The organism is Rhodobacter capsulatus (assembly GCF_005144475.1).
In the GTDB taxonomy this organism is placed as follows: Bacteria; Pseudomonadota; Alphaproteobacteria; order Rhodobacterales; family Rhodobacteraceae; genus Rhodobacter; species Rhodobacter capsulatus_C.
Genome location: NZ_SWJZ01000097.1, coordinates 1 through 24,853 on the forward strand (window position 1 = coordinate 1; position 24,853 = coordinate 24,853).

The following is a 24,853-nucleotide window of genomic DNA, read 5'->3' on the forward strand; positions in this document are numbered from 1 at the left end:
AGGGGGGCAGAGCCCCCCTTTGGGGCGCCCGCGACAGCGGGCGCAACAGTTTCAGACCAGACGGCTTTGCGCCAGCGCGGCTTTCACGAAACCGGCGAACAGCGGATGCGGCGCGAAGGGTTTCGACTTCAGCTCCGGGTGGAACTGCACGCCGATGAACCACGGATGGTCCTTGTGCTCGACGATCTCGGGCAGACGGCCGTCCGGGCTCATCCCCGAGAACACCAGACCGCAGTTTTCCAGCGCTTCGCGATAGGTGATGTCGACCTCGTAACGGTGGCGGTGGCGTTCCTCGATCTCGGTCTTGCCGTAAACCTCGGCCACTTTCGAGCCCGCCGTCAGATGCGCCGAATAGGCGCCCAGCCGCATCGTGCCGCCCTTGTCGTCGGTCAGTTTCCGCTCCACCCGGTGGTTGCCCTGCACCCATTCCTTGAGGTGGTAAACCACGGGCGTGAAACGCTTTTCGCCCGCCTCATGGTCGAATTCCTCGGAGCCCGCATTCGTCAGCCCCGCCATGTTCCGCGCGGCCTCGATCACCGCCATCTGCATGCCGAGGCAGATGCCGAGATAAGGCACGCCCTTTTCCCGCGCGAATTGCGCCGCGCGGATCTTGCCCTCGGTGCCGCGCTCGCCGAAGCCGCCGGGCACCAGGATCGCATGGAAGGGCTCCAGATGCGGCGCCGGGTCTTCGCGTTCGAAGATTTCCGCGTCGATCCATTCCGCCTTCACCCGCACCCGGTTCGCCATGCCGCCATGCGTCAGCGCCTCGGCGATCGACTTGTAGGCGTCTTCCAGCTGCACATATTTGCCGACGATGGCGACGCGGACCTCGCCCTCGGCATGGGTCAGCCGGTCCATCACGTCTTCCCAGCGGCTCATGTCGGGCCGCGGCGCGGGCGAGATGCCGAAGGCGTTCAAGACCGCCTGATCCAGCCCGGCGCGGTGATAGGCCAAGGGCGCCTCGTAGATCGAGCGCAGGTCATAGGCCGGGATCACGCTGTCAGGCCGCACGTTGCAAAAGAGCGCGATCTTCGCGCGTTCCTTGTCCGGGATCGGATGTTCCGACCGGCACACCAGCACGTCGGGCTGCAGCCCGATCGAGCGCAGCTCCTTGACCGAATGCTGCGTCGGTTTCGTCTTCAGCTCGCCCGAGGCCGCCAGATAGGGCAGCAGCGTCAGGTGCATGAAGATGCATTGTCCGCGCGGCCGTTCCTGCGCGAATTGCCGGATCGCCTCGAAGAAGGGCAGGCCCTCGATATCGCCGACGGTGCCGCCGATCTCGCAGAGCATGAAATCGACCTCGTCATCGCCGACGGCAATGAAGTCCTTGATTTCATTGGTGACGTGGGGGATCACCTGGATCGTTTTGCCCAGGTAGGCGCCGCGGCGCTCTTTCTCCAGCACGTTCGAATAGATCCGCCCCGAGGAGACCGAATCCGTCTTGCGGGCGCTGACGCCGGTGAAGCGTTCATAGTGGCCCAGATCGAGATCGGTTTCCGCGCCGTCATCGGTGACGAAGACCTCGCCGTGTTCGAACGGCGACATCGTGCCCGGATCGACGTTCAGGTAAGGGTCGAGTTTGCGCAGTCGCACCGAGAAGCCGCGGGCCTGCAGAAGGGCACCCAGAGCGGCCGAAGCCAGCCCCTTGCCCAGCGAGGAAACCACGCCCCCGGTGATGAAGACATAACGCGCCATGAGACCCCCGTGACAAGCAAAATAAAGGCTTGTTCCGGTCGGGATCGACCGGAACCACGGGATTTGACTGATACACGATTCGCAGCCTGCCCGCAACCAGACCGCAAGACTTGGAGTAAACTAAGAGCCGAACGCCCAGCGCTTGTGGGCTCAGTTCGAGGCCGGCGCCTGGCTATAGGGCGAGACGCCCCCCGGCAGCACGGGCATGCCCGACGCAGGCGCTTCGGCCGGAGCCGGGGCGGGTGCTTCGGTCGGAGCCGGGGCCTCGGTTGCCGCGGGCGGCGCCACCGGCGGCACGACCGGCTCATCGGTCGAGGGCGGCGGGGCCGAAATCAGCGGCGAAGTGCCGGTGCTTTCCGGCGCAGCGGGCGTTTCAGCCGGGGTGATGTCGATGACCGAGGTTCCCTTGCCCGCCCGGGCCGACAGCACGGTCAGGGTGATCGAGGTGGCCAGAAAGCCGATCGCGAAGATCCAGGTCAGCTTGGTCAGCGCATTGGCCGCCTGCCGTCCGGTCATCACGCCGCCGCCGCCACCGCCGCCCATGCCAAGGCCGCCACCTTCCGAGCGCTGCAGCAGCACCACCCCGATGAGGAGGAGCGCCAGCACGAGGTGGACGACGAGGATGACGTTTTGGACGTTTTCCATGAGGGAGGCGCGCCTTTTTTCATTCGACGCGCCTATCTAGGCGCTTGGGCCTCGGCGCGCAACCCGGTTTTCTGCCGCTGCCGGGCCGGGCGGCGTCCTTGCCGCGAAAAATCGGTTTCCCCCGGGCGTTCACCCCGCTATATGTCGCGCGGTTTTCAGACCTGCGGAGAATGCGAATGGCCAACGTGGTGGTTGTCGGCGCCCAATGGGGCGACGAAGGCAAGGGCAAGATCGTCGACTGGCTCTCGGAACGGGCCGACGTGATCGCCCGCTTTCAGGGCGGCCACAATGCGGGCCACACGCTCGTCATCGGCGGCAAGGTCTACAAGCTGAACGCGCTGCCCTCGGGCGTCGTGCGCGGCGGCAAGCTCTCGGTGATCGGCAATGGTGTCGTGCTCGACCCCTGGCATCTGGTCAAGGAAGTGGCGGCGATCCGCGAACAGGGCGTCGAGATCAATCCCGACAACCTGATGATCGCGGAAAACACGCCGCTGATCATGCCGTTCCACGGCGAACTTGACCGGGCCCGCGAAGCCCATGCCGCGGTCGCCAAGATCGGCACCACCGGCCGCGGCATCGGGCCGTGCTATGAAGACAAGGTGGGCCGTCGGGTCATCCGTGTCGCCGATCTGGCCGATGATGAAACGCTGCAGCTGCGCGTCGATCGCGCGCTCGTGCACCACAACGCGCTGCGCGCCGGGCTGGGCCTTGGCCCGATCGACCGCGAGGCGGTGCTGGCCGATCTGCGCGCCATCGCGCCCGAAATCCTGCAATATGCCAAGCCGGTCTGGAAAGTCCTGAACGAGCTGCGCAAGGCGGGCAAGCGCATCCTGTTCGAGGGCGCGCAGGGCTCGCTGCTCGATATCGATTTCGGCACCTATCCCTTCGTCACCTCCTCGAACGTGATCGCGGGGCAGGCGGCGACGGGGGTGGGCCTTGGCCCGAATGCGGTCGATTATTCGCTCGGCATCGTCAAGGCCTACACGACCCGGGTGGGCGAAGGCCCGTTCCCGACCGAGCTGAAAGATGACGACGGCGAGCGTCTGGGCACGCGCGGCCATGAATTCGGCACCGTCACCGGACGCAAGCGCCGCTGCGGCTGGTTCGATGCGGTGCTGGTGCGCCAGACCTGCGCGATTTCCGGCATGAAGGGCATCGCGCTGACCAAGCTCGACGTGCTCGACGGGTTCGAGAAACTGAAGATCTGCGTCGCCTACGATGTCGAGGGCGTGCGCTACGACTATCTGCCGACGCAAGCCGCGCTGCAGGCGAAGGCGAAACCGATCTACGAGGAACTGGACGGCTGGTCGGAAAGCACGCAGGGCGCGCGGTCGTGGAACGATCTGCCCGGCGCCGCGGTGAAATATGTCCGCCGCATCGAAGAGCTGATCCAATGCCCGGTGGCGATGCTCTCGACCTCGCCCGAGCGGGATGACACCATCCTTGTGACCGACCCCTTCGAGGATTGAGCCCGTGCCGATCCCCTACAAGACCCGCCGCCGTCTGGCGCTGTTCGTTCTGGTCGTCGGCCTTCCGGCCTATATCGTCGTGGCGGTCTCCGCCGTGGCCTGGGCCGAGGCGCGCTGGGGCGTTTTGCCGTGGTGGGGATCGGTGCTGGTCTATGTCGGGCTGGGATTTCTCTGGATCGTGCCGATGAAGCCCGTCTTCATCGGCGTCGGCAAACCCGACCCGGACGCGCAACCGCCTGAGCAGAAATGAAAACGGAGGGGCAAGCCCCTCCGTTTCCGCATCGCGTCGTCCGGTGGCTCAGGCGCGGGCCTGATAGAACCGGCTCGCCTCGGTGATCGCGTATTGGCCGCGCTTCACCTTGGCGATCTTCCCCTGACGCAACAAGGTTCCGAACATCCGCAGCCGGTCTTCGCGGCTGAAGCTGGCGTCACCGATCGCGGTGACCTTGCTCATGATCTGCGGCGGCGAGAAATGCGGCCGCCCCTCGACCTGCGCGGTATAGGCGGCGGCGGCTTCCAGCAGCTCGGCCAGACCCTGCGGCGCCCGGCTTTGCGCGAATTCGGCAAAGCTCGAGGCTTCCTCGGGGCTCAGCGGCACCTCGGTTTCCTCGTCCGTCTCGGCCTCGGCGGCGGTTCCCTGCGCCAGGGTCGCGGCGACGATCCGGCGCGGACGGACCGCCTGCGCCTTGGCGACGGCCTCGGCGGGGGCGCGGTCGACGCGCTGCTCGGAGACCAGCACCAGCGGCGCGGGACGGGCTTCGGGACGGGCGGCGGTCTGATGATGGCTTTCGCCGACCGCGGGCAACACCGGACGGCGCGGCCGCACCGCCTGGGTCAGATCCTGCCGATAGGGCGCGGTTTCGTCCTTTTGCACCTCTTCGGTGCCAGCCCGGCGTTCGGCCACGGTGGCGGCCACGGCGGCCTTGAGATGCGCGATCGCCGAAATCCGGCGCCGGTTCTCGTTGCCTGCCATCTGCGCATCGGCCTTTTCCAGCAGCCGCGGCAGGTCGCCCTCGGGCAGGGGCGGCGCTTTCGCGACCGGGCGCGGCGGCAGGATCAGCGGCTCGGCCGGATGTTTGCGCCGGTCGACGCCCCCGGGGGGCAGCTCTTCGGAGAGGGCGGCGGCGATCGCGGCCCGATCCGGCGGGTCTTCGGCAAAAAGCGCATCCAGATCGATTTCGGGCCTTGCCGGAGCCGAAGCTGCCGCTGCGGAAACCGCGGCGGCGGGCGCTTCCTCTTCCGGTTCGGGGTCGAGTTCGACCACCAGCGCCTCGATCTCCACCTCCGGCTCTGCCGCAGCTTCGGTCGCAACCTCGGTCGCAGAATCCGTCGCGACGGGCTCCGGGGCGGCTTCGGCGTCGACCTCGGCTTCGGTTGCGATTTCGGGCGCCGCAGCGGGGCTTTCGGCGCTCCAGCCCTCGATGCCCCAATCGACATCGCCCAGATTTTCCGTCAGCGCGGCCAGTTCCGCCATCAGCTCGTCTTCCGCCTCGGGGCTCAGGGCCGCCGGTTCCGGCGCGGCCGGGCTTTCGGGGGCAGAGGCTTCGGCCATCGTCGCCGCGACCGAGGCCAGCATCCGGTCGATGTCTTCGGCGGGTTCTGCTTCTGCCTCGGCCGGGGGGGCGGCTGCGGGCGCCGGGGCGGCCGGCGGCTCGGCGCGGCGCAGCTTGATCACCCGGGCCCGGATCACCGGACGCGGCGCCTCGGGCAAGGCGGGGGCGGCCGCTTCGGCGGGCGCCGTTTCGGGCGCGTCCATCACCGGCGCCATCGCTTCGGCGGCGGGCACCGGGACCGTCCCGGCCTCCGGGAGCGGCGCAGACGCCGCCCCGGTGTCGCCGGGCGCTTCGGCCTGCATCAGACGGGCGGCGCGGCGTTCGGCGCGGCGGCGCATGCGCTCGATCTTCTCGGGGTCCATGCTGCCGCCCGGGCCGGGGGCCTCGTCCTCGTCTTCATCCTCAAGGGCCGGGTCGGGGAGGATGTCCTGCCGGTCCTCGGGGTTCAATTCGTCCGCGCGCAGCGGGCCGGAGATATCCAGCGCAAAGCCGAATTCTTCCGGCGCGGCGATCGGCTCGGCTGCGGTTTCGGGCGCAGGATCGGGCGCGACGGCGGGGGCGGCTTGCGGGGGCGCGGCAAGATCCGGCTCGGGTTCGGCCGTGCCCTGTGCCGCGCGCGCCTGCGCCACCGCCGAGCGGATGCGCTGCAGCTTCGCCGCCACCGATTCGCTGATCGGATCGCCGACACCCTCGGGCGCCGTGGCGGCGGGCCCCACCGGCGTCACCGCAACCTGCACCACGGCGGGCATCGCCACCACGGCGGGCGCCGGTTCCGGCGTCGCCGCAGCGCCCGGCCGCAAGACCACGCTGTTCTTTTCGATCTTCGCATCCACCCGCCGCGCCATTTCGCGCTCGGCGATGCGATGCAGCATCTCGGCATCGGGCTGCGGCGGCTCGGCGCCAAAATACCGGTCTTCCGCGGCCAGATCGCGGAAATATTCCGCAATCGCCTTCATCGTCGTGAAGGGTTCGTCGAACCCCTCCAGCGTGCACGAGAAGGTGCCGTAGGAGACGGTTAAGATCTTGCTCGCTCCAACCATGGGCGTTTCGCCTCTCCTGAACCTCATTGCGTTCACCATCCTTGGGAACTGGTGCTTTCCGGTGAACGAAAAAGGGCAAATGCAGGGAATTTTAGCGATATCGGTTGCATGGCTTTGCCTTAATCATCATCAATCATGCCATGAATGCGGAAATTGTCCATTGTGAAGGCGGGGTCACGCTGCTGGGCGGGGGAATCGCCTCGGCCGCGGATGTTGCCAATTCGTTGACGATCGCGCCGGTGCTGGTGGCGGCCGATGGCGGCGCCGACCGGGCCCTGGCGCTTGGTCTGACGCCTGCGGCGGTGATCGGCGACATGGACAGCCTCTCGGCGGCGGGCCGGGCGGCGCTGGCCGGGCGGCTGTATCCGGTGGCCGAGCAGGACAGCACCGATTTCGGCAAATGCCTGCGGCTGGTCGCGGCGCGGTTCTATCTGTGCCTTGGTTTCACCGGGCTGCGGCTGGATCACACCCTGGCGGCGCTGACCGAACTGACCACGCGGCCCGAGCAGATCGTGATCCTGATCGCCGAGGACGAAGTGATCTTTCGCGCCCCGCCGCGGCTCTGCCTTGATCTGCCGCCGGGCACGCGGGTCTCGCTGCATCCGATGGGGCCGGTGTCCGGGCGTTCGACCGGGCTGCGCTGGCCGATCGACGGGCTGCAGTTCGCGCCCGACAGCCGCACCGGCACCTCGAACGAGGTGACAGGCCCGGTGACGATCGAGATCGACGGCCCGATGCTGGTGCTGCTGCCGAAGGACCGGCTTACGCCTGTGCTGCACGCGCTTTTGCCGCCAGACGTTCGCGGTGGATGATGTAAAGCCCCGAGGCGGTGATGATGCCGATGCCGACCCAGGTCAGCGCATTCGGGAAATCGCCGAACACCAGATAGCCGAACAGCGTCGCGGTCAGCATCTCGAAGTAGTGAAGCGGCGCCAGCGTCGAGGAGGGGGCGTATTTCAGCGCATAGCTCATCGACATGTGGCTGACGGTCGAGGCCAGCCCGACGCAGAAACACCAGAGCCAGAAGATCCCCTCGGGCGCCTCGAAGCGCATCTGGCCAAGGTCGATCTGGCCGCCAAGGGCGAGAATCGGGATCAGGATCACGATGGCGGCCCAGGCGGTGTGCAGGTTCATCGGCACCGGATGCATGTGGCGCGACAGCGCCCGGGTCAGCAGGATGTAAAGCGCGAAACCGACCGCCGTGCCCAGCGGATACAGCGCGATGACGCCAAAGACCGCGAACGAGGGCTGGATCACGAACAGCGCGCCGATGAAGCCCACGACCGAGGCGCCGATCCGGCGCGGCCCGACCTCTTCTTTCATGACGAAGCGGCCGATGAACAGGATCACGAAAGGCTCGACAAAGGCGATGGCCAGCGCATCGGCGATCGGCATGTGCTGCACGGCGGCGACAAAGGAATAGGTCGAGAGCACCGAGACCGCGGCGCGCGCAAAGGTCAGCGCCAGCGCCCGCCGGCTCATGCCCCAGGGATGGCCCAGAAGCGCGACGATCGGCACCATCAACAGCAGCTGCGCGACATAGCGGCCCAGCGTGACGGTGCCGACGGGCACCGCCTGCGCCGCCAGTTTCGAGGCGACGTCGATCAGCGGCGCGATGATGCAAAAGCCAAGCATCAGAAGGATGCCGGGCAGGATACGGTCTTGATGGCTCATGCTTTCGCCTAGCCTGCGGGGCAGGGGGCGTCCATCCTGAAAACGACGGGTTGCGGGCGATTTGCCGCGATCCGCATTGCCGGGTTGAGGCGGGGCGGGCTTGCGGATTAGGCTGGCCCGAAGCTTCAGGGCCGCAGGTGCAGGCCCGCCGTTACAGGCCCGCAGTCACAGGAGAGTGCCATGACCGATTTCTTCGACAGCCCCGAGGGCCGCCGCATCGCCTATGACCGCCGTTCGGGCAAGGGGCCGGGGGTGATGTTCCTGCACGGGCTGCATTCCGACATGACCGGCACCAAGGCGACGGCGCTCGACGCCTGGGCGGCGGACACCGGCCGCGGTTTCCTGCGCTTCGATTGCGCGGGGCACGGGCAATCCTCGGGCGTTTATGCCGAAACCTCGATCGCCGAATGGTATCAGGACGCGCGCTCGGTGCTTTTGAACCTGGCAGAGGGGCCGCAGGTGCTGGTCGGCTCCTCGATGGGGGGCTGGCTGGCGCTGTTGCTGGCGCGCGACTGCCCGGAGAAGGTCGCGGGTCTGGTGACGATCGCGGCCGCCGCCGATTTCACCGAGGACGGCTATTGGGCCAGCTTCTCGCCCGAGCAGCAGGCCTTGCTGATGGACCAGGGCTATCTGGACCTGCACCACGGCGGCCCGGTGCCCTACCGCATCAGCCGCAAGTTCATCGTCGACGGCCGCGATCATTTCGTGCTGCGCAGCCCCCTGTCGCTGCCCTTCCCGACGCGGCTTTTGCAGGGCTCCGAAGACCGCGCCGTGCCGCCGGACTGGGCGGTGAAGCTCTTCCACCATGCCGCGGGCCCCGATATCCGGCTGACGCTGGTGAAGGGCGCGGATCACAATTTCTCGGCCCCCGACAATCTGGCGCTGATCAAGGCGGCGATCGACGAGATCGCGCCGATCTGAGCCCCGGGCGCGGATCCGGGCCAGATCCGGGGCGCTAACCTTTGCGCGAGGGGGGTTTTCCCCCGCCCCCCCTTCGCGCTACCTAGGGCAAAAAGCGCGAAACCGCGCGTTGCTGGGGTGAGCATGTCTGCCGATCCGTTGATCTTCCTGCCGGGCTTCATGTGTGATGCGCGGCTCTACTGGCATCAGATCATTGCCTTTTCGGCCGATCGTCCGGTGATCGCCGTGCCGCTTTCCGGCGCGACGGTCGAGGAGATGGCCGAGCGTGTCCTTGCGGTCGCGCCGCCGCGCTTCGCGCTGGTCGGGCATTGGCTGGGCGGGCTGGTCGCGATGGAGGTGGCGCGTCGGCTGCCCGAACGGGTCTCGGGGCTGGCGCTGATCGACGTCTCGCCGCTGGCCGAGACCCCGGCCCAGGCGGCCAGCCGCGAGCCGCGGATCATCCGCGCCCGCACCGGGCGTCTGGACGAGGTGATGCTGGAAGAAATCCCCGCCGCCGCGCTGGCCCCGGGCGAGGGCCGGGCCGAGGTGCAGGCGATGCTTCTGGACATGGCCGGAACGCTTGGCCCCGAGGTGTTCACCAGCCAGTCCCGCGCCCTGATGCGCCGCCCCGATCAGCAGCGCGCGCTGCGCAGCCTGCGGGTGCGGAGTTTGCTGATGTGCGGCGAATACGACACGATCTGCCCGCCGCGGCGGCATGAATTCCTGGCGGAACTCATGCCGCAGGCGACGTTCCGGCTGATCCCCGGCGCCGGTCATCTGGCGCCGCTCGAACAGCCGCTTTTCGTCTCCGAGGCGCTGCGCGACTGGCTCGACGCGCCGCGCTGACCGCCCGGGCGGGCGGTCTCAGGCGCTGCGGCGCGACACGAACAGCGCCGGGCGGGGGGCCTCGACCACCGGCGGGCGCGGCGCCCAGGTCTCCTCGCGCTGCAGCTGGAAGGTCGCCACGGCCTCGGCCAGCGCCGTCGCCTCGCCCTGCAACGAGCGCACCGCGGCATTGGTCTCCTCGAAGACGGCGGCGTTTTGCTGCGTCGTGCGGTCGAGTTCCGTCGTCGCATTCGAGATCTCGGTGATCCCGGTCGCGGTCTCCTGCGAGGCGGTGACGATCTCGGCGATCTTTTGCGCCACATCCTCGACCCCGGCAACAATTTCGCGCAGCGCTTGACCGGAATCATGCACCAGCCCGACGCCGCGGTTGACGTTGCTCGACGCGGTCTCGATCAGCCGGGCGATCTCGCGCGCGGCTTCCGAAGACCGCTGTGCCAGCGCCCGCACCTCCGACGCGACGACGGCAAAGCCGCGCCCCGCATCGCCCGCCCGCGCGGCTTCCACCCCGGCGTTCAGCGCCAGAAGGTTGGTCTGGAAGGCGATGTCGTCGATCACCTGCAGGATGCGCCCGATCGCCTCGGACGAAGCCTTGATCTCGTCCATCGCCGAAACCGCCCGCGACACCACCTGATGCCCGGCCCCGGCGCGGCTCGAGATTTCGGTCACCGCGCTGCGGGCGGTCTGCGCCGAATTCGCCGCCGAACGAACCGTGGCCGACATCTGTTCCAGCGCCGAAGCGGTCTGTTCCAGCATCGCCGCGTTGCGTTCCGACCGTCGCGCCAGATCGTCGGCCGCCCCGGCGATCTCGCGTGCCGAGGTGTCGACGGCGGTCGCGGAAACCGAAATGTCGCCCAGCGTGCCGGTCAGGCTTTCGGTGGTGCGGTTCATCGTCTCCGCAATCTCGGCGAAGATGCCGTGGAAACGGGTGGGCATGCGGTGGGTCAGATCGCGCGCGGCAAGGCGTTCCAACGCCACCCGCACGGCGGTCAGCCCGTCGTCCGCCGCCTCGCCGATCCGGTTCATCCCGGCGCAGAGATCGGCGAAGACGCCGGTCTTGTCGTCGGTGCGCAGCCGGCGCGAAAAATCGCCCTCGGCACAGGCGGCCACCACGGCGGCGATCTCCTCGGCCGCGGCATGTTCGCGCGCCTGGGCGGCGGCGGCGGCGGCGCGTTCGGCCTCGGCCTGACGGGCCCGTTCCGCCATCTCGGCGCGTTCCTGCGCGGCGGTCGCGATCCGGGCCTGCGCCGCGCGCTCGGCGGCGGCGGCACTTTCCGCCTCGAGCCGCTGGCGATCAAGGATCGTGGTCCGGAAGCTTTCGAGCGCCGCCCCGATCGAGCGCACTTCGCTGACCCGGGCGTCGGGGACGGTGATGTCCGTGCGCCCCTCGGCCAGCTCCTGCACCGCCAGCGTCACCGCGCGCAACGGCGTCACCGTGGCGCGGAATAGCCGCACGGCCGAGACCCCGAGCACCAGCATCCCGATCCCGCCCGCCAGAAGCATCAGAATGTAGCCGCGCATCTTCGCCGCATCGGTCGTCGCCGTCATCTGCCGGACATCGGCCGCAAGACCGTCGCGCAGCGCGGCAAGCGCCAGCGGCATCGCGTCATAACTGTCGTCGCAGGCGCGGGTGATCGCGTCGACCTGCCGCGCAAGATCGGCATATTGGTGGAAGGCGTCCTGATATTCCGTCAGCTTCGCCAGCGTCCGCTCCCGGTGTTGCGGCGAGACGAACATCGTTTCGGGATAGGATTTGAAGGTCTCGATTTCCTTGTCGAGCTTTTCGATGTATTTCGGATCGAGACGCATGATGAAGTCTTTTTCGGCGCGTCGCATCTTCAGCAACGTCACCTCGACCTTCGGCAGGGCAAGCGCGGCCACCATCTTTTCGGCGGCATGCACGGCGGCGCGCAACTGCCCCTCAAGCCCGGAATCCGCATCGAGCCCCAGAACCACCCGGGTATCGGCAAAAATCGCGAAGCTTTCCTCGTAGCCGTCGAGCAGATCCTGCAGCCCACCGGCGCGGGCGGCGCTTTCGACGAGGTTCATGTCGGTTTCGTGCGCCATCAGCGTCTTCAGCTGGGCCGATGCCTGCGCGATCTGCTGCGCGTGATCCGTGATCCGCGATTCCTTGCGGTCGATGCGGAACTTCGCCTCGGTGTCGCGCGCCGAAGCCAGAGTGCGCTCCAGCGTGGCCAGGTCCGCGCTCAGTTGCGAAATCTTCAGACTTTGCTGTTCGGCCCTGCGGTCGACGAGCGCGGAATAGAACACGGTTGCGAAGACCGCCGCCGTGCAGACGACGATGACGAGGCCCATGCGGACCAGATAGGACAAAAAGCTGCGGGATATACCTGCGCGTGCCATGCGGTTGCTCCGAAAGATCGCTTCCGCAAAATCGGCGAAAGGGATTAAGGGCAGGTGAAGCCCCGCGCAGATTGGTAAACTTGTATCTTTCTCTGCGCCGGGGATCGGGTGGGGGAAGATGCGGCGGGGCGGCATGCAAACCCCGGCCCTGCGGCCGGGGCGCTTGGCGCCGGAACGGGGGGGCGGTCAGCCCGCCATCCGCTGGTCCCAGACAGAACCGCCCGACCGGCCGGCGATGCGGAAGACGGCGCTGAACTCCTTGAGCGTGCGCGCCTCGTGCAAAAGACCCTGTGTCGCGGCCGAATTTTCCTCGAACATCGCGGCGTTGTGCTGCGTCACCTGATCGAGCTGGTTCACCGCCGCCGTCACCTCGGAGATGCCGGAGGATTGCTCGGCCGCGGCACTGGCGATCCCGTCCAGCAGCCCGTCCAGCTCGGTGACCAGCGTCTCGATCTCGCCCAGCGCCGTGTCCGACCGTGCCGCCAGATCCACCCCTGCGGCGACCTGTCGCGACGAGGTGTCGATCAAGGCGGCGATCTCGCGCGCGGCTTCGGACGAGCGTTGCGCCAGTGCCCGCACCTCGGAGGCGACGACGGCGAAGCCGCGGCCCGTTTCGCCCGCCCGCGCCGCCTCGACCCCGGCGTTCAGCGCCAGAAGGTTGGTCTGGAAGGCGATATCGTCGATCACATGGGTGATGCGCGAGATCTTGTCGGAGCTTTGCGCGATGTCGTCCATCGCCCGTTGCGTCTGCCGCACGACCTCGCGGCCGGTGGCGGTGGTGGCGCGGGTGCGGTTCACCGCCTGCGCCGCAGAGCGCGCCCCCTCGACCGATTGCGCGACCGAGGCCGCCATCTCGTTCATCGCCGCCGCCGTCTCCTCGAGCGAGGCGGCCTGGGTTTCGGTGCGCCGCCCCAGCTCCATCGAGGCCGAGCCAAGCTGGCCCGCTTCGGTCTCGACCACCTCGGTCGTCTGCACGATCGAGGCGATCAGCCCCGCGACCTTGTCGATGGCGCCGTTGAAATCATTGCGCAAACCTTCGTAGGCGGGGGGGAAGGTCTCGGTGATCCGCGCCGTCAGATCGCCCGCCGAAAGCGCCTGCAGGCCCTGCGCCAGCGCCGAGACGATATTCATCTGCTCGCGCATCTGCGCTTCGCGTTCGGCCTCGGTGCGCTGGCGTTCCGCCTCGCGCTCGCTTTGGCGGGCGGCTTCGGCGCGCTGCAATTCCGCCTCTGCCTCCTGTTCGCGGCGGCGCAGCGCCTCTTCGCGGTCGCGGGCCTGGGCCTCGGCCTTGGCGATCTCGGTCTCTTGGGCGCGGCGTTGCCGCTCCAGCTCCGCCTTTTCCGCCAGCGAGGCCCGGAACACTTCCAGCGCCTGCGCCATCTCGCCCACTTCGCCGCGCGCGGTGGTGCAGGGGACCGGGCTCTCGGTATCGCCGCCGGTCATCTGCCGCATCCGGTCATTCACGGCGCCGAACGGCCCGGTGACCGTGCGCGCCAGCGCCGTCGCCGCCCCGCCCAGCGCCACCAGCGCCACCGCCATCGCGATCAGCGAGGCGTTGCGCAGATGCGCCAGCGCCGCGGTGATGTCGGTGACATAAGAGCCGGTGCCGACGATCCAGCCCCAGGGCGCGAAGTCGCGCACGAAGCCGATCTTTTCCTCGGGCGTGTCGTTGCTGTTGGGCTTCTTGAAATGGTAATGCACCTCGCCGCTGCCCGCGGTCTCGGCGATCTTGATCATCTCGACGAAGATCTTCTTGCCGTAGGGATCGGTGAAGCCGATCTGCGATTTGCCGATCCAGTCGGGCATCGTCGGATGCACCAGCATCACCGCCTCGTGGTCGAGCACGTAGAAATAGCCGGATTTGTCGAAGCGCAGCGCGGTCAGGCGCCGGGCGCCCTCGGCACGGGCCTGGTCGGGGGAAAGCGTGCCCGCCTGCACCTGCGCCTCCAGATCGATCAGAATGCCGATGGCGGTGTCGGTGACGTCGCTGAGGTGCTGTTCGCGCATCTCATAGGCGTTCGAGACCGCAAAACGCACAAGCGTTTCGGACAGGATGATCAGCGAGAGGGCGGCAAGGGCCACGATCGCATAGATGCGGGCGGAGATTCCGAAGAATTTGTTTTTCATGGGGCCTTGGAGTCTGGGAAGGTGAAAGCCTGGCCAGGCACGGTACACGACAAGATGGGAAACGGGGCCGGAGTGGAGCCTTCAGTCTGACACCCAACTGTCAATTTTCCCTTACGGTTCTGGATTTGTTTTAGCTCAAGTCGATACATCCGGCAGGCGTGGGGGGCCGCCGCCGCGTCGCGCCCGAAGCGCCGCGGCGGGCGGGGAAAGGCCCCGGAAGCAGGGAAAACCCCCGCAAAAACATCGAGTGGAAAGCGGGTTTCCGTTTTTTCGCAACGCTGGAATGTTTTTGATCGCAGCACGTTTTCCTGGCCATCCCGGCGCGGCGGCAAAGCCGGGCCGGGCGCGGATTTGACCGCGGTTTCGAGGCTGGAAATCGTCCTCAGAGGGGCCTGCCGCGTCGATTTTCGCACCACCGCAAGGGGCCGAAGTGGCCCTTTTCTGGCGCGCCTTGCCGCGCTGATCTGCTGTTTTTGGCCTCGGACGGCGTTTTTTGCGCAGGTGTCGGGCCGGATGGGGCGCATATGATGTCGAAGGCGGTCGGATCGATGCCGGATGTCGGCGCGAAATGGCGGGAAAATGCCCGGCATTCCGGTTTGGCGTCGTTGTGGCGGGGAATCTGGTCGGGATTATGGTCAGCAATCATGCCGCAACGCTCCGCGCCACCGGGCCGCCGCCGCCGCCGTCCCGGAAAGCTTTTGGCAAGCACGTCGAAAAGCTTTCGGGGGGCAGCGGGCATTTCGTTTGACCCGCCCGGCCTGCTGTCGCAATTTTGATCCATCCCAAGGGAAGGGTGGAGGATGGAGGGGTTCGGGCCGCGGAGGGCTGCAGATCTTGGAAGATGACGGCGGGGTCAGGGTCGGACACATGGCCCCCGAACCATCGCGTCGAGACCGGGAGAAATCCCGCGCCGACCCCAGGATCCGCGGCGATCGTGCCTGACCTCTCCATGATCCTCGGCCAAACCTCGGCACCCGGTTCCGTGCCCTGTGCTCTGCTGATTCTGTTCCGTCGACCCGCGGGCCCGCCGCCTGCCTGCTGCCGCTGAGTGCCCCGATGCTTGCCCTCAAGACTGCTCCCAGTTCCCGGATGCCGCCGATCCCGGTCGATGCGGCGGCCCGGCCGGTCTGCCCCGTCCCCGCCCCCGCCCCCGAACGCGAGGGGCAGGGCAGGGTCACGATCCGGCTCGATGCGCGCGGACAGATGCAGCAGGTGCAGTTGCAGCTTCTGGAGCATTGCGGCGTCGAGACCTTTCTTGAGGGCCGCGCGATCGCCGACATCCCCGAGGCGGTGCAGCGGCTGTGCGGTCTGTGTCCGGTCAGCCATCATCTGGCCGCGGTCAAGGCGATGGACCGGATCGCGGGCTATGACCGGCTGACCCCCACGGCGGAAAAGCTGCGGCGGCTGATGCAATACGGCCAGATCGTGCAAAGCCATGCGGTGCAGCTTTACCATCTGGCCGAGCCGGATCTGCTTCTGGGCTTCGACAGCGAGCCCGCCCGGCGCGGTCTGGTCGATGTCGCGCGCGCCTTTCCGCAGCTGGCGACCGAGGGTGTGCTGATGCGCCGCTTCGGGCAGGAGGTGGTGCGGGCGATCACCGGCGGGCGGTTGCGCGGCGCCGGGGCGGTGCCCGGGGGGATGCGGCGCCGGCTGGCGCGCGAGGCCCGCGATCAGCTGCGCGCCGATGTCGATCAGGTGATCGACTGGGCGGTGGGCGCGCTGCGGGTGCTGGAACGGCTGCATGGCACCAACCCGGCGTTTTACGACCATCTCGGCGCGGGTGACGGCAACCTGCTGGCGCTGGTCGGGCCGTCTGGCGCGGTGGATTTCTACGATGGCCAGCTGCGGGCCCGCGATGCCCGGGGGGGGGCGCTGTTCGACGCCATTCCCGCCGCGGCCTATCGCGGCGTTCTGGCCGAGCCCTCCGGCCCGGGCGGTCCGCATCTGCGCGCGCTGGGCCCGGAAACGGGCTGGTATCGCGTCGGACCGCTGGCGCGTTTGCAGGTCTGCGACCTTCTGACCTCCGAGATGGCCGAGACCGAACGGCAACGGCTTCTTGCCCCCGCGGACGGGAAGCCGTTGCACGGATCGGTGTTCCATCACGGCGCGCGGCTGGTCGAACTGCTGCATGCGGCCGAGCTGATCCGCGACCTTCTGGACGATCCCGACCTTTTGGGCGCCGATCTGATGGCCGACCGCGGCGCGCCGCAGCGCGAGGCCGTCGGCGTGATCGAGGCGCCGCGCGGCACGCTTTTGCAATGCTACGAGGTCGACGAGGCCGAGCGGGTCCGCCGCTGCACGCTGCTTTTGTCCACCCGCAACAACAGCCGGGCGATGAATGCGGCGCTGCAGGGGGTGGCGGCGCAATATTGCGACGGCCGCAGCGTCACCGAGGATCTGCTGGCCCATATCGAGGTGGCGATCCGCGCCTTTGACCCCTGCCTGTCCTGTGCCGCCCATGCGCTGGGGCAGATGCCGCTGTCGGTCGAGCTGATCGATGCCGCGGGGGCGGTCGTTTCGGGGCTGCGCCGGGGCGCGGACGGGGGGGTATCATGCTGCGTTCGATCCTAGGGCCGCGTCTGGTCGTCTTTGCCTGGGGCAACGAAAGCCGCGGCGATGACGCGCTGGGGCCGCGGCTGGCCGCGCGCATCGCGATGGCGGGCTGGAGCCACATCACCCTGATCGAGGATGTGCAGCTGCAGGTCGAACATGCGCTTGATCTGGTGGGCCAGGATCTGGCGCTGTTCATCGATGCGGGGATGGGCACGCCCGCGCCCTTCGCCTTCGTGCAGGCGGTGCCGCGCCGCTTCCTCGGGCCCTCGACCAGCCTTGGCATCGGTCCCGAGGGGGTTCTGGAAGCCTATCGCCAGGTCATGCATGACGAGCCGCCGCCCGCCTTCGTGCTGTGTCTGCGCGGCGAAAGCTTCGCGCTGGAGGAAGGTCTCAGCGCCACGGCCCGCGCCCATCTGGCAGAGGCCTGGGGGTTTCTGATCCCGCTGCTGTCCTGGCCCGGGATCGACCGCTGGCAGGCGGCGCTGACCGGCCCGGCCGAGGATCTGTTCCCCGGCAGCGACGCGCGCCGCTCGGCCGCCGAGTGAGCCCGCAGGGGCGGGACCGGCTCTCCCCTTGCGCGGGGCTTCGGGCCCGATATGCTGACGCAGCCCCCACCGGAGCCGCGCCATGCCCCGACCGCCCGTCAAGGACAGTCCGTCCCTCAAGGACAGTCCGCCCCGTTTCGAACCGGCCGCTCTGGCCGGTCTTCTGCCCGGTCACGCGGCGGGTGATGCGGTCTGGGTCGACGTGCTTTCGGCCGTCGATCGCACCTATGCGGAACTTGTCGATTATCAGGAACGGCTGGAGCGGCAGAACCACGAGTTGGAAGACCTGCGCTCCTATCTCGGCTCGATCTTCGCCTCGGTTTCGGATGCGCTGATCGTCGCCTCGCGCGCGGGGGAGGTGCTGGGCACCTCGGCCTCGGTCGAGGCGCTGACCGGGCAGGGGGCGGGGGTCTGGCAGGGGCGGCCCTTGTCCGCGCTGTTCGATCCGGCCTCGGGGCCGCGGCTGGATCGCGTGCTGGCCGAGGCGGCGAACCGCCGTGCCCCGGTCACGATCGAGGCGGCGCTGCTGGGCCCGAACGGCCCCGCGCCGCTGGAACTTTCCGTCAGCCCGCGGCTGGACGACCGCGACCGGCTGATCGGCTATGTGCTGACCGGCCGTCCGCTGGGGGAATTGCGCCAGGCCTATTTCGAGCTGGAACGCTCGCATGCGGCGCTGATCGCGGCACAGGCGCAGCTGGTGCGCAATGAAAAGCTCGCCTCGCTTGGCCGTCTGCTGGCGGGGGTGGCGCATGAGCTGAACAACCCGATTTCCTTCGTTTACGCCAATGCTCATGCGATGGAACGCTATGCCGCGAAATTCGAGACCTATTTCGCCGCGGTGCAGGCGGGCGCCTCGCGCGAAGAGCTGGTGGCGCTGCGCGAGAGCCTGAAACTGGAACGCGAGGTCGGCAATCTGCGCACCGCGATCGACGGCGCCCGCGACGGCGCCGAGCGGGTGCGCGCCATCGTCGAGGATCTGCGCCGCCTTTCTTCGGAGGGCACCGGCGCGCAGGTGGCCTTCGATCTGGTCGCCACCGCCGGGGTGGCGGCGGATTGGGTGCGGCGCGGCTCGAAAACCGCGGTGGCGGTCGATTTCACCGGCCTTGCCACGCTCGAGGTGATCGGGCGGCCGGGTCATATTCAGCAGGTGGTGATGAATCTGGTGCAAAACGCCCTTGATGCGATGGGTGATTTTCAGGACGGCCGCATCCGCATCGAGGCGCGGATCGCGGGCGGGCGGGGCGAACTTGTCGTCTCCGACACCGGGCCGGGCGTGCCCGAGGAGGTGGCGCCGACGATTTTCGACCCGTTCTTCACCACCAAGGATGTCGGCAAGGGCACCGGGCTTGGCCTGTCGATCAGCGCGAAGATCGTCGAGGAACATGGCGGGCGGCTCCGGCTTTTGCCCGAAAACCCGCTTGGCGGCGCCTGTTTCGGCTTCGATCTGGCCTTGGCGGGGGCGCCCGCATGAAGGTTCTGTGGTTGCAGGCGGCGGGCTGCGGCGGCTGCACGATGTCGGCGCTTTGCGCCGAGGCCCCCGATCTGATCGACACTTTGGCGACGGCGGGCGTGGAGTTCCTGTGGCATCCGGCGCTCAGCCTCGCCACGGGCGGAGAGGTGCGGCAGCTTTTGCAGGCGATCGAGGCCGGAGAGATCGCGCTGGATTGTCTGGCCATCGAGGGCGCGATCGCCCGCGGGCCGATGGGCACCGGGCGGTTCCAGATGCTTTCGGGCACCGGGCGCGCGATGCTCGACTGGGTGCGGGCGCTGGCGCCGCTGGCGGGGCATGTGGTGGCGGTGGGGTCTTGTGCCGCTTATGGCGGCGTGACCTCGGCCGGGGGGAACCCGTCGGATGCGGTCGGGCTGGCCTATGAGGGCGCGCATCCGGGCGGGGTGCTGGCGGCCGAGTTCCGCGGCCGGGCGGGCCTGCCCGTGGTCAATATCGCGGGCTGTCCGACCCATCCGGGCTGGGTCACCGAAACGCTGATGCTGCTGGCCCGCGGGCAACTGTCCGCGGCGGATCTGGATGCGCTGGGCCGACCGCTGTTCTATGCGCAACATCTGGTGCATCATGGCTGCCCACGCAACGAATTCTATGAATACAAGGCCTCGGCGCTGCAGCTTTCCGATCTGGGCTGCATGATGGAACATCTGGGCTGCGTCGGCACGCAAGCCGTGGGCGATTGCAACATCCGGCCCTGGAACGGCGAGGGGTCCTGCACTCGCGGCGGCTATCCCTGCATCGCCTGCACCGCGCCCGAGTTCGAGGAACCCCGCCACCCTTTCACCGAAACCCCGAAGGTCGCGGGCATCCCGGTCGGGCTTCCCGCCGACATGCCGAAGGCCTGGTTCATGGCGCTGGCCTCGCTGTCAAAGGCCGCCACGCCCGAGCGGATCGCGAAAAACGCGGTGGCCCCGCGCGTGACGGTGCCGCCGACGATCCGCAAACCCGGGGGGCGGCGATGAGCGACACGCCGCGGCTGGTCGTCGGCCCGTTCAACCGGGTCGAGGGCGATCTGGAAGTGCATCTCGATCTGGCCGAGGGCCGGGTGGCCGCGGCCCGGGTCAACAGCCCGCTTTACCGCGGCTTCGAGCGCATGCTGGAGGGCCGCGCCCCCAGCGACGCGCTGACGCTGACGCCGCGGATCTGCGGCATCTGCTCGATCTCGCAATCGGCCGCCGCGGCGCGGGCGCTGGGCGCGGCGATGGGGCTGGCGCCGACCGGGCAGGGCGCGATGCTCGCCGCGCTGATCCACGCGGTCGAGAACGTCTCGGACCATCTGGTGCATTTCAACCTGTTCTTCATGCCCGATTTCACCCGGCCCTGTTACGCCGCCCGGCCGTGGTATCCGCGCGCCGTCGCGCGCTTTGCCGCGATCGAGGGGCAGGCGGCCCGGGCGGCGATTGCGGCGCGTTCGGGGCTGATGCACATTCTGGGGCTGGTGGCCGGGAAATGGCCGCACACATTGGCGCTGCAACCGGGCGGCGTCACCCGCACCCCCGGCCCGCGCGAGGTGCTGCGCATTCAGACCGAGCTGCGGATGTTTCGCAAGCATCTGGAAACGCAGGTTTTCGGCGGGCGGCTGGAGGATTTCGCGGGCCTTGCATCGGTTGCCGATCTGCTGCGCTGGGATCGCGGCGATGCCGGGCTTTTTGTGGAAATCGCCACCGATCTGAAGCTTGACGCGTTGGGCCGCGGCGCCGGGCGCTATCTGAGTTTCGGCGCCTATCCGCTGGCCGAGGGGCATGGCTTCGCCCCCGGTCTTTGGCAGGCGGGCGCGGTCACGGCGCCCGACATGACGACGATTGCCGAAGACCTCAGCCATTCCTGGATGCTGGGCGGCAGCGCGCATCCCTTTGACGGCGTCACCCGCCCCGACGAGACGATGCGCGCGGGCGCCTACAGCTGGTGCAAGGCGCCGCGGCTGGGCGGGCAGCCGGTCGAGGTGGGGGCGCTTGCGCGGCAGCTGATCGACGGCCATCCGCTGGCGGTGCAGCTGGCGGGGGGCGGCGTGCTGGCGCGGGTGGCGGGGCGGCTGCTGGAACTGGCCCGCACGCAGATCCTGATGGAGGGCTGGGCCGCGGCGCTCGATCCCGGGGCGGTCTTCATGGTGCAGGGGCGGATGCCCGAGGCGGGCGCGGGCGCCGGGCTGGTCGAGGCGGCGCGGGGAAGCCTGGGGCATTGGCTGCGCATCGAGGGCGGCAAGATTGCGTCCTATCAGATCATCGCGCCGACGACCTGGAACTTTTCCCCCCGCGATGCGCGGGGCGTGCCCGGGCCGCTGGAGGCGGCGCTGGTCGGCGCCCCGGTCGAACCGGGCGAGGACAGCCCGGTCGCCGTGCAGCATATCGTGCGCAGTTTCGATCCCTGCATGGTGTGCACCGTGCATTGAAACCGGCTGGGGGCTTTGCCCCCAGACCCCCAGCGTATTGGGACCAAGAAGAAAATGCAGGCTTGGCAGATCAGGGTGCGCGGACAGGTGCAAGGCGTGGGGTTCCGGCCCTTCGTCTGGCAATTGGCGCAGGCGCGCGGGCTGCGCGGGGTGGTGCTGAACGATGCCGAGGGGGTGCTGATCCGGGTCGCGGGGGATTTGGGCGATTTCGCCGCGGCCTTGCGGGATCAGGCGCCGCCCTTGGCGCGGGTCGATGCGGTCGAGGTCGCGGCGGCGGTCTTTGCCGATCTGTCCGAAGGGTTTCGGATCGTCGCCTCGGGCGGGGCGGGGGCCGAGACGCGGGTGACGCCCGATGCCGCCACCTGTCCGGCCTGTCTGGCGGAAATCCGGGGAGAGGGGCGGCGGCGCGGCTATGCTTTCACCAACTGCACCCATTGCGGGCCGCGCTTCACCATCCTGGAAGGTCTGCCCTATGACCGCGCCCGCACGACGATGGCGCCCTTTGCGATGTGCCCGGCCTGTCGGGCCGAATACGAAGACCCCGCCGACCGGCGCTTTCACGCGCAACCCATCGCTTGCCCCGATTGCGGGCCGCGGCTCTGGCTGGAGGCCGGGGGCATCGAGATCGCGGGGGAGGCCATCGCCATCGCGGCCGCGCGGCTTAAGGCCGGGGAAATCCTTGCGGTGAAAGGGCTTGGCGGCTTTCATCTGGCCTGCGATGCGGTCAATGCCGAAGCCGTCGACCGGTTGCGGGCGCGCAAGCGTCGCCCGGCGAAGCCCTTTGCCTTGATGGCGCGCGAAGGTGATCTGGACCGCATCGTTTCGGTCAGCCCCGCGGCCCTTGCGGCGCTGCGCGACCCCGCGGCGCCGATCGTGCTGATGCCCGGCCGCGGCGCGCTGCCCGAGACCGTCGCCCCCGGCGTGGCCGAGCTGGGGGTGATGCTGCCCTCCACGCCGCTGCATCACCTGTTGCTGGATGCCTTTGGCGGCGTGCTGGTGATGACCAGCGGAAACCTCTCGGGCGCGCCGCAGGTGATCGGCAACGCGGAGGCGCGGGACACGCTTTCCGCCTTTGCCGATGCCTTCCTGATGCATGACCGCGCCATCGCCCGGCGGCTGGATGACTCGGTCGTGCGGGCCGATCCGCCGATGGTGCTGCGCCGGGCGCGCGGGCAGGTGCCGGGGACGGTGCCGCTGCCGCCGGGGTTCGAGACCGCGCCCCCCGTCTTGGCTTGCGGCGGCCAGATGAAGGCGGCCATTTGCCTGATCAAGAACGGGCAGGCGCTTTTGAGCCAGCATCTGGGCGAGTTGGACGAGGCCCTGACCTGGGAGGCGTTCTTGCAGGCCGATGCCGATTGTGCCGCCCTTTTCGATCATCATCCGCAGGCGGTGGCGGTCGATCTGCACCCCGATTTCCGCGCCAGCCGCCACGGCGCCGCCCGGGCCGGGGCGCTGGGCGTTCCCTTGATCGCGGTGCAGCACCACCACGCCCATCTGGCCGCCTGCCTGGGCGAAAACCTCTGGCCGCGGGACGGCGGCAAGGTGGCGGCGATCGTGCTGGATGGGCTTGGCCTCGGCCCCGAGGACACGGTCTGGGGCGGCGAACTTTTGCTTGGCGATTACAAGGGCTTCGAGCGTATCGCCTGGCTGAGGCCCGCGCCCCTCATCGGTGGCGACCGGGCGCAGATCGAGCCCTGGCGCAATGCGCTGGTGCGGCTTGATGCGGCGGGGCTTTCCGATCTGGCCGACCGGCTTTTCCCCGAGGCGCCGCGCGATCTGGCGCGTCAGATCGCGGCCAAGGCGATCAACGCGCCGCTGTCGTCCTCGGCGGGGCGGCTGTTCGATGCCGTCGCCGCCTGTCTCGGCCTCTGTCCGATGCGCCAAAGCTACGAGGGCGAGGCGGCGATGCGGCTGGAATCACTGGCCGCCGAGACCGGGCCGGTGCTGGATCTGCCCTGCGTCGACGGGGCGATCGACCCGGCGCCGCTGTTTCAACTTCTGGCGGCAGGCGAGCGCCCCGACCGTGTGGCCTATGCGCTGCATGCCAGCCTGGCCCGGGCATTTGCCGCGCAGGCCGCGCAGCTGATCGACAGCGGACGGGCCGAGGCGGTGGCATTGACGGGGGGCTGCTTTCAGAATTCCAGAATTGCAACCATGACGCGAAAATGCCTTGCCGATCAAAGGATTCTGACGCAGTGCAGCATCCCGGCCAACGATGGCGGGCTGGCGCTGGGTCAGGCCCTTGTCGCGGTGGCAAAATTGGAAAGCTTCTGATCGAAGTGGAAATGGAATCGATCAAATTCCTTTCGGATTTTTTACGTGACAAAATCACACACCCTTGAAAGGCAAGGAAAAATTTTTCTGCGACAATTTGCCGTTTCTCATTGGCGGAAACCGGCCCAACCATGAGAATTCCACTCTACCCATGGGCGGCCGAGGAGGTCACGGACGTCTCAAGGCAAGGGAGGGATAATTGTCGGACATCGAAACTTTCTATGACGTCATGCGGCGTCAGGGGATCACCCGGCGCAGTTTCATGAAGTTCTGTTCGCTCACCGCGGCAGCCTTGGGCCTTGGCCCCTCCTTCGTGCCGAAAATCGCCGAAGCCATGGAAACGAAGCCGCGCACGCCGGTCGTCTGGGTGCATGGGCTGGAATGCACCTGCTGTTCGGAAAGCTTCATCCGCTCGGCGCATCCGCTGGCCAAGGATGTCGTGCTGTCGATGATCTCGCTGGATTACGACGACACGCTGATGGCCGCCGCGGGGCATGCCGCCGAAGCGGCCTTCGAGGAAACCATCGCCAAATACAAGGGCAACTACATCCTGGCCGTCGAGGGCAACCCGCCGCTGAACGAAGACGGGATGTTCTGCATCACCGGCGGCAAGCCCTTTGTCGAGAAGCTGCGCCATGCCGCGGAAGGGGCCAAGGCGATCATCAGCTGGGGCGCCTGCGCGTCCTATGGCTGCGTGCAGGCCGCGGCGCCGAACCCGACCCGGGCGACGCCGGTGCACAAGGTGATCACCGACAAGCCGATCATCAAGGTTCCGGGCTGCCCGCCGATCGCGGAAGTGATGACCGGCGTCATCACCTATATGCTGACCTTCGACCGCATGCCGGAACTGGACCGTCAGGGCCGCCCGGCGATGTTCTACAGCCAGCGCATCCACGACAAATGCTACCGTCGCCCGCATTTCGACGCCGGCCAATTCGTCGAACACTGGGACGACGACAACGCGCGCAAGGGCTATTGCCTTTACAAGATGGGCTGCAAGGGCCCGACCACCTACAACGCCTGTTCGACCGTGCGCTGGAACGGCGGCGTCAGCTTCCCGATCCAGTCCGGTCACGGCTGCATCGGCTGTTCGGAAGACGGGTTCTGGGATCAGGGCAGCTTCTATGACCGGCTGACCACGATCAAGCAATTCGGCATCGAGGCCACCGCCGACAAGATCGGCTGGACCGCCACCGGCCTTGTCGGCGCCGGTGTCGCCGCACATGCCGCGGTCTCCGTGCTCAAGCGCGCGCAGAAAAAGAACGAGGAGGCGTAAGC

Annotated in this window: 19 protein-coding genes; 12 read left to right on the top strand and 7 right to left on the bottom strand. The window is 68.3% G+C overall.

The window, feature by feature from the left end:
* Nucleotides 1–51: 51 nt before the first annotated feature.
* Both FBT96_RS17620 and secG read right to left on the bottom strand, forming a co-directional pair.
* Nucleotides 52–1,695: a CTP synthase gene (locus FBT96_RS17620; RefSeq protein ID WP_136908974.1), complete on the bottom strand. Its 1,644-nt coding sequence runs from the start codon at nucleotides 1,693–1,695 to the stop codon at nucleotides 52–54.
* Between the two features lie 150 nt (nucleotides 1,696–1,845).
* The gene (gene secG / locus FBT96_RS17625) at nucleotides 1,846–2,340 is read right to left on the bottom strand and encodes a preprotein translocase subunit SecG (RefSeq protein ID WP_136908976.1); all 495 of its coding nucleotides are present in this window, start codon (nucleotides 2,338–2,340) and stop codon (nucleotides 1,846–1,848) included.
* Between the two features lie 176 nt (nucleotides 2,341–2,516).
* On the opposite strand from secG, the gene FBT96_RS17630 reads away from it, so the two are divergent.
* Nucleotides 2,517–3,809, top strand: a complete 1,293-nt coding sequence (locus FBT96_RS17630) for an adenylosuccinate synthase (protein WP_136908978.1) — start codon at nucleotides 2,517–2,519, stop codon at nucleotides 3,807–3,809.
* Nucleotides 3,810–3,813: 4 nt separating this feature from the next.
* Nucleotides 3,814–4,059 (top strand): DUF2842 domain-containing protein, encoded by a 246-nt coding sequence (locus tag FBT96_RS17635; RefSeq protein WP_136908980.1) that lies wholly within the window; start codon nucleotides 3,814–3,816, stop codon nucleotides 4,057–4,059.
* A gap of 48 nt (nucleotides 4,060–4,107) precedes the next feature.
* On the opposite strand, the gene FBT96_RS21075 is transcribed toward FBT96_RS17635, so the two are convergent.
* On the bottom strand, nucleotides 4,108–6,402 hold the full coding sequence (locus FBT96_RS21075; RefSeq protein ID WP_212635403.1) for a hypothetical protein: 2,295 nt from the start codon (nucleotides 6,400–6,402) through the stop codon (nucleotides 4,108–4,110).
* 140 nt (nucleotides 6,403–6,542) lie between these two features.
* Between FBT96_RS21075 and FBT96_RS17645 the strand changes: the two genes are divergently transcribed.
* Nucleotides 6,543–7,214: a thiamine diphosphokinase gene (locus tag FBT96_RS17645; RefSeq protein ID WP_136908982.1), complete on the top strand. Its 672-nt coding sequence runs from the start codon at nucleotides 6,543–6,545 to the stop codon at nucleotides 7,212–7,214.
* Here the strand turns inward: FBT96_RS17645 and FBT96_RS17650 are convergent.
* The gene (locus FBT96_RS17650) at nucleotides 7,165–8,076 is read right to left on the bottom strand and encodes a DMT family transporter (RefSeq protein WP_136908984.1); all 912 of its coding nucleotides are present in this window, start codon (nucleotides 8,074–8,076) and stop codon (nucleotides 7,165–7,167) included. The two genes, FBT96_RS17645 and FBT96_RS17650, sit on opposite strands and share 50 nt — an antisense overlap.
* Before the next feature lie 180 nt (nucleotides 8,077–8,256).
* Between FBT96_RS17650 and FBT96_RS17655 the strand changes: the two genes are divergently transcribed.
* Nucleotides 8,257–8,997: an alpha/beta fold hydrolase gene (locus FBT96_RS17655; RefSeq protein ID WP_136908986.1), complete on the top strand. Its 741-nt coding sequence runs from the start codon at nucleotides 8,257–8,259 to the stop codon at nucleotides 8,995–8,997.
* 123 nt (nucleotides 8,998–9,120) lie between these two features.
* Nucleotides 9,121–9,822, top strand: coding sequence for an alpha/beta fold hydrolase (locus FBT96_RS17660; RefSeq protein ID WP_136908988.1), 702 nt, complete (start codon nucleotides 9,121–9,123; stop codon nucleotides 9,820–9,822).
* Between the two features lie 18 nt (nucleotides 9,823–9,840).
* Here the strand turns inward: FBT96_RS17660 and FBT96_RS17665 are convergent, their stop codons facing one another.
* The 3 genes from FBT96_RS17665 to FBT96_RS17675 form a co-directional block, all read right to left on the bottom strand.
* Nucleotides 9,841–12,183, bottom strand: coding sequence for a methyl-accepting chemotaxis protein (locus FBT96_RS17665; RefSeq protein ID WP_169583563.1), 2,343 nt, complete (start codon nucleotides 12,181–12,183; stop codon nucleotides 9,841–9,843).
* Between the two features lie 186 nt (nucleotides 12,184–12,369).
* A complete protein-coding gene (locus FBT96_RS17670; protein WP_136908992.1) occupies nucleotides 12,370–14,310 on the bottom strand; it encodes a methyl-accepting chemotaxis protein in 1,941 nt (646 codons plus the stop codon).
* Between the two features lie 382 nt (nucleotides 14,311–14,692).
* Nucleotides 14,693–14,956: a hypothetical protein gene (locus FBT96_RS17675; protein ID WP_136908994.1), complete on the bottom strand. Its 264-nt coding sequence runs from the start codon at nucleotides 14,954–14,956 to the stop codon at nucleotides 14,693–14,695.
* Between the two features lie 443 nt (nucleotides 14,957–15,399).
* Between FBT96_RS17675 and FBT96_RS17680 the strand changes: the two genes are divergently transcribed.
* The 7 genes from FBT96_RS17680 (at nucleotide 15,400) to FBT96_RS17710 (ending at nucleotide 24,851) form a co-directional block, all read left to right on the top strand.
* Entirely contained in the window at nucleotides 15,400–16,881 is a 1,482-nt protein-coding gene (locus tag FBT96_RS17680; RefSeq protein ID WP_249306554.1) for a Ni/Fe hydrogenase subunit alpha, read from the top strand.
* Nucleotides 16,863–17,408: a homospermidine synthase gene (locus FBT96_RS17685; RefSeq protein ID WP_136908998.1), complete on the top strand. Its 546-nt coding sequence runs from the start codon at nucleotides 16,863–16,865 to the stop codon at nucleotides 17,406–17,408. The genes FBT96_RS17680 and FBT96_RS17685 overlap by 19 nt, the downstream gene beginning before the upstream one ends.
* Nucleotides 17,409–17,490: 82 nt before the next feature.
* A complete protein-coding gene (locus FBT96_RS17690) occupies nucleotides 17,491–18,879 on the top strand; it encodes a sensor histidine kinase (RefSeq protein WP_136909000.1) in 1,389 nt (462 codons plus the stop codon).
* Nucleotides 18,876–19,874, top strand: coding sequence for an NADH-quinone oxidoreductase subunit B family protein (locus FBT96_RS17695; protein WP_136909002.1), 999 nt, complete (start codon nucleotides 18,876–18,878; stop codon nucleotides 19,872–19,874). The genes FBT96_RS17690 and FBT96_RS17695 overlap by 4 nt, the downstream gene beginning before the upstream one ends.
* Nucleotides 19,871–21,301, top strand: a complete 1,431-nt coding sequence (locus tag FBT96_RS17700; protein ID WP_136909004.1) for a nickel-dependent hydrogenase large subunit — start codon at nucleotides 19,871–19,873, stop codon at nucleotides 21,299–21,301. The genes FBT96_RS17695 and FBT96_RS17700 overlap by 4 nt, the downstream gene beginning before the upstream one ends.
* Nucleotides 21,302–21,355: 54 nt before the next feature.
* Nucleotides 21,356–23,575 carry a carbamoyltransferase HypF gene (gene hypF, locus FBT96_RS17705; RefSeq protein WP_136909007.1) on the top strand — a complete coding sequence of 740 codons (2,220 nt, stop codon included), beginning with the start codon at nucleotides 21,356–21,358 and terminating at the stop codon, nucleotides 23,573–23,575.
* Between the two features lie 199 nt (nucleotides 23,576–23,774).
* Nucleotides 23,775–24,851 (top strand): hydrogenase small subunit, encoded by a 1,077-nt coding sequence (locus tag FBT96_RS17710; protein WP_136909009.1) that lies wholly within the window; start codon nucleotides 23,775–23,777, stop codon nucleotides 24,849–24,851.
* Nucleotides 24,852–24,853 lie beyond the last annotated feature (2 nt).

Bases quoted from the DNA above. Each gene is read 5' to 3' on its own strand.
- FBT96_RS17680 (WP_249306554.1), top strand. From the start codon at position 15,400: ATGCCGCCGATCCCGGTCGATGCGGCGGCCCGGCCGGTCTGCCCCGTC.
- FBT96_RS17695 (WP_136909002.1), top strand. From the start codon at position 18,876: ATGAAGGTTCTGTGGTTGCAGGCGGCGGGCTGCGGCGGCTGCACGATG.
- FBT96_RS17690 (WP_136909000.1), top strand. From the start codon at position 17,491: ATGCCCCGACCGCCCGTCAAGGACAGTCCGTCCCTCAAGGACAGTCCG.
- FBT96_RS17685 (WP_136908998.1), top strand. From the start codon at position 16,863: ATGCTGCGTTCGATCCTAGGGCCGCGTCTGGTCGTCTTTGCCTGGGGC.
- FBT96_RS17630 (WP_136908978.1), top strand. From the start codon at position 2,517: ATGGCCAACGTGGTGGTTGTCGGCGCCCAATGGGGCGACGAAGGCAAG.
- FBT96_RS17650 (WP_136908984.1), bottom strand. From the start codon at position 8,076: ATGAGCCATCAAGACCGTATCCTGCCCGGCATCCTTCTGATGCTTGGC.
- FBT96_RS17660 (WP_136908988.1), top strand. From the start codon at position 9,121: ATGTCTGCCGATCCGTTGATCTTCCTGCCGGGCTTCATGTGTGATGCG.
- FBT96_RS17700 (WP_136909004.1), top strand. From the start codon at position 19,871: ATGAGCGACACGCCGCGGCTGGTCGTCGGCCCGTTCAACCGGGTCGAG.
- hypF (WP_136909007.1), top strand. From the start codon at position 21,356: ATGCAGGCTTGGCAGATCAGGGTGCGCGGACAGGTGCAAGGCGTGGGG.
- FBT96_RS17645 (WP_136908982.1), top strand. From the start codon at position 6,543: ATGAATGCGGAAATTGTCCATTGTGAAGGCGGGGTCACGCTGCTGGGC.
- FBT96_RS21075 (WP_212635403.1), bottom strand. From the start codon at position 6,402: ATGGTTGGAGCGAGCAAGATCTTAACCGTCTCCTACGGCACCTTCTCG.
- FBT96_RS17670 (WP_136908992.1), bottom strand. From the start codon at position 14,310: ATGAAAAACAAATTCTTCGGAATCTCCGCCCGCATCTATGCGATCGTG.
- FBT96_RS17620 (WP_136908974.1), bottom strand. From the start codon at position 1,695: ATGGCGCGTTATGTCTTCATCACCGGGGGCGTGGTTTCCTCGCTGGGC.
- secG (WP_136908976.1), bottom strand. From the start codon at position 2,340: ATGGAAAACGTCCAAAACGTCATCCTCGTCGTCCACCTCGTGCTGGCG.
- FBT96_RS17665 (WP_169583563.1), bottom strand. From the start codon at position 12,183: ATGGCACGCGCAGGTATATCCCGCAGCTTTTTGTCCTATCTGGTCCGC.
- FBT96_RS17675 (WP_136908994.1), bottom strand. From the start codon at position 14,956: ATGATTGCTGACCATAATCCCGACCAGATTCCCCGCCACAACGACGCC.
- FBT96_RS17655 (WP_136908986.1), top strand. From the start codon at position 8,257: ATGACCGATTTCTTCGACAGCCCCGAGGGCCGCCGCATCGCCTATGAC.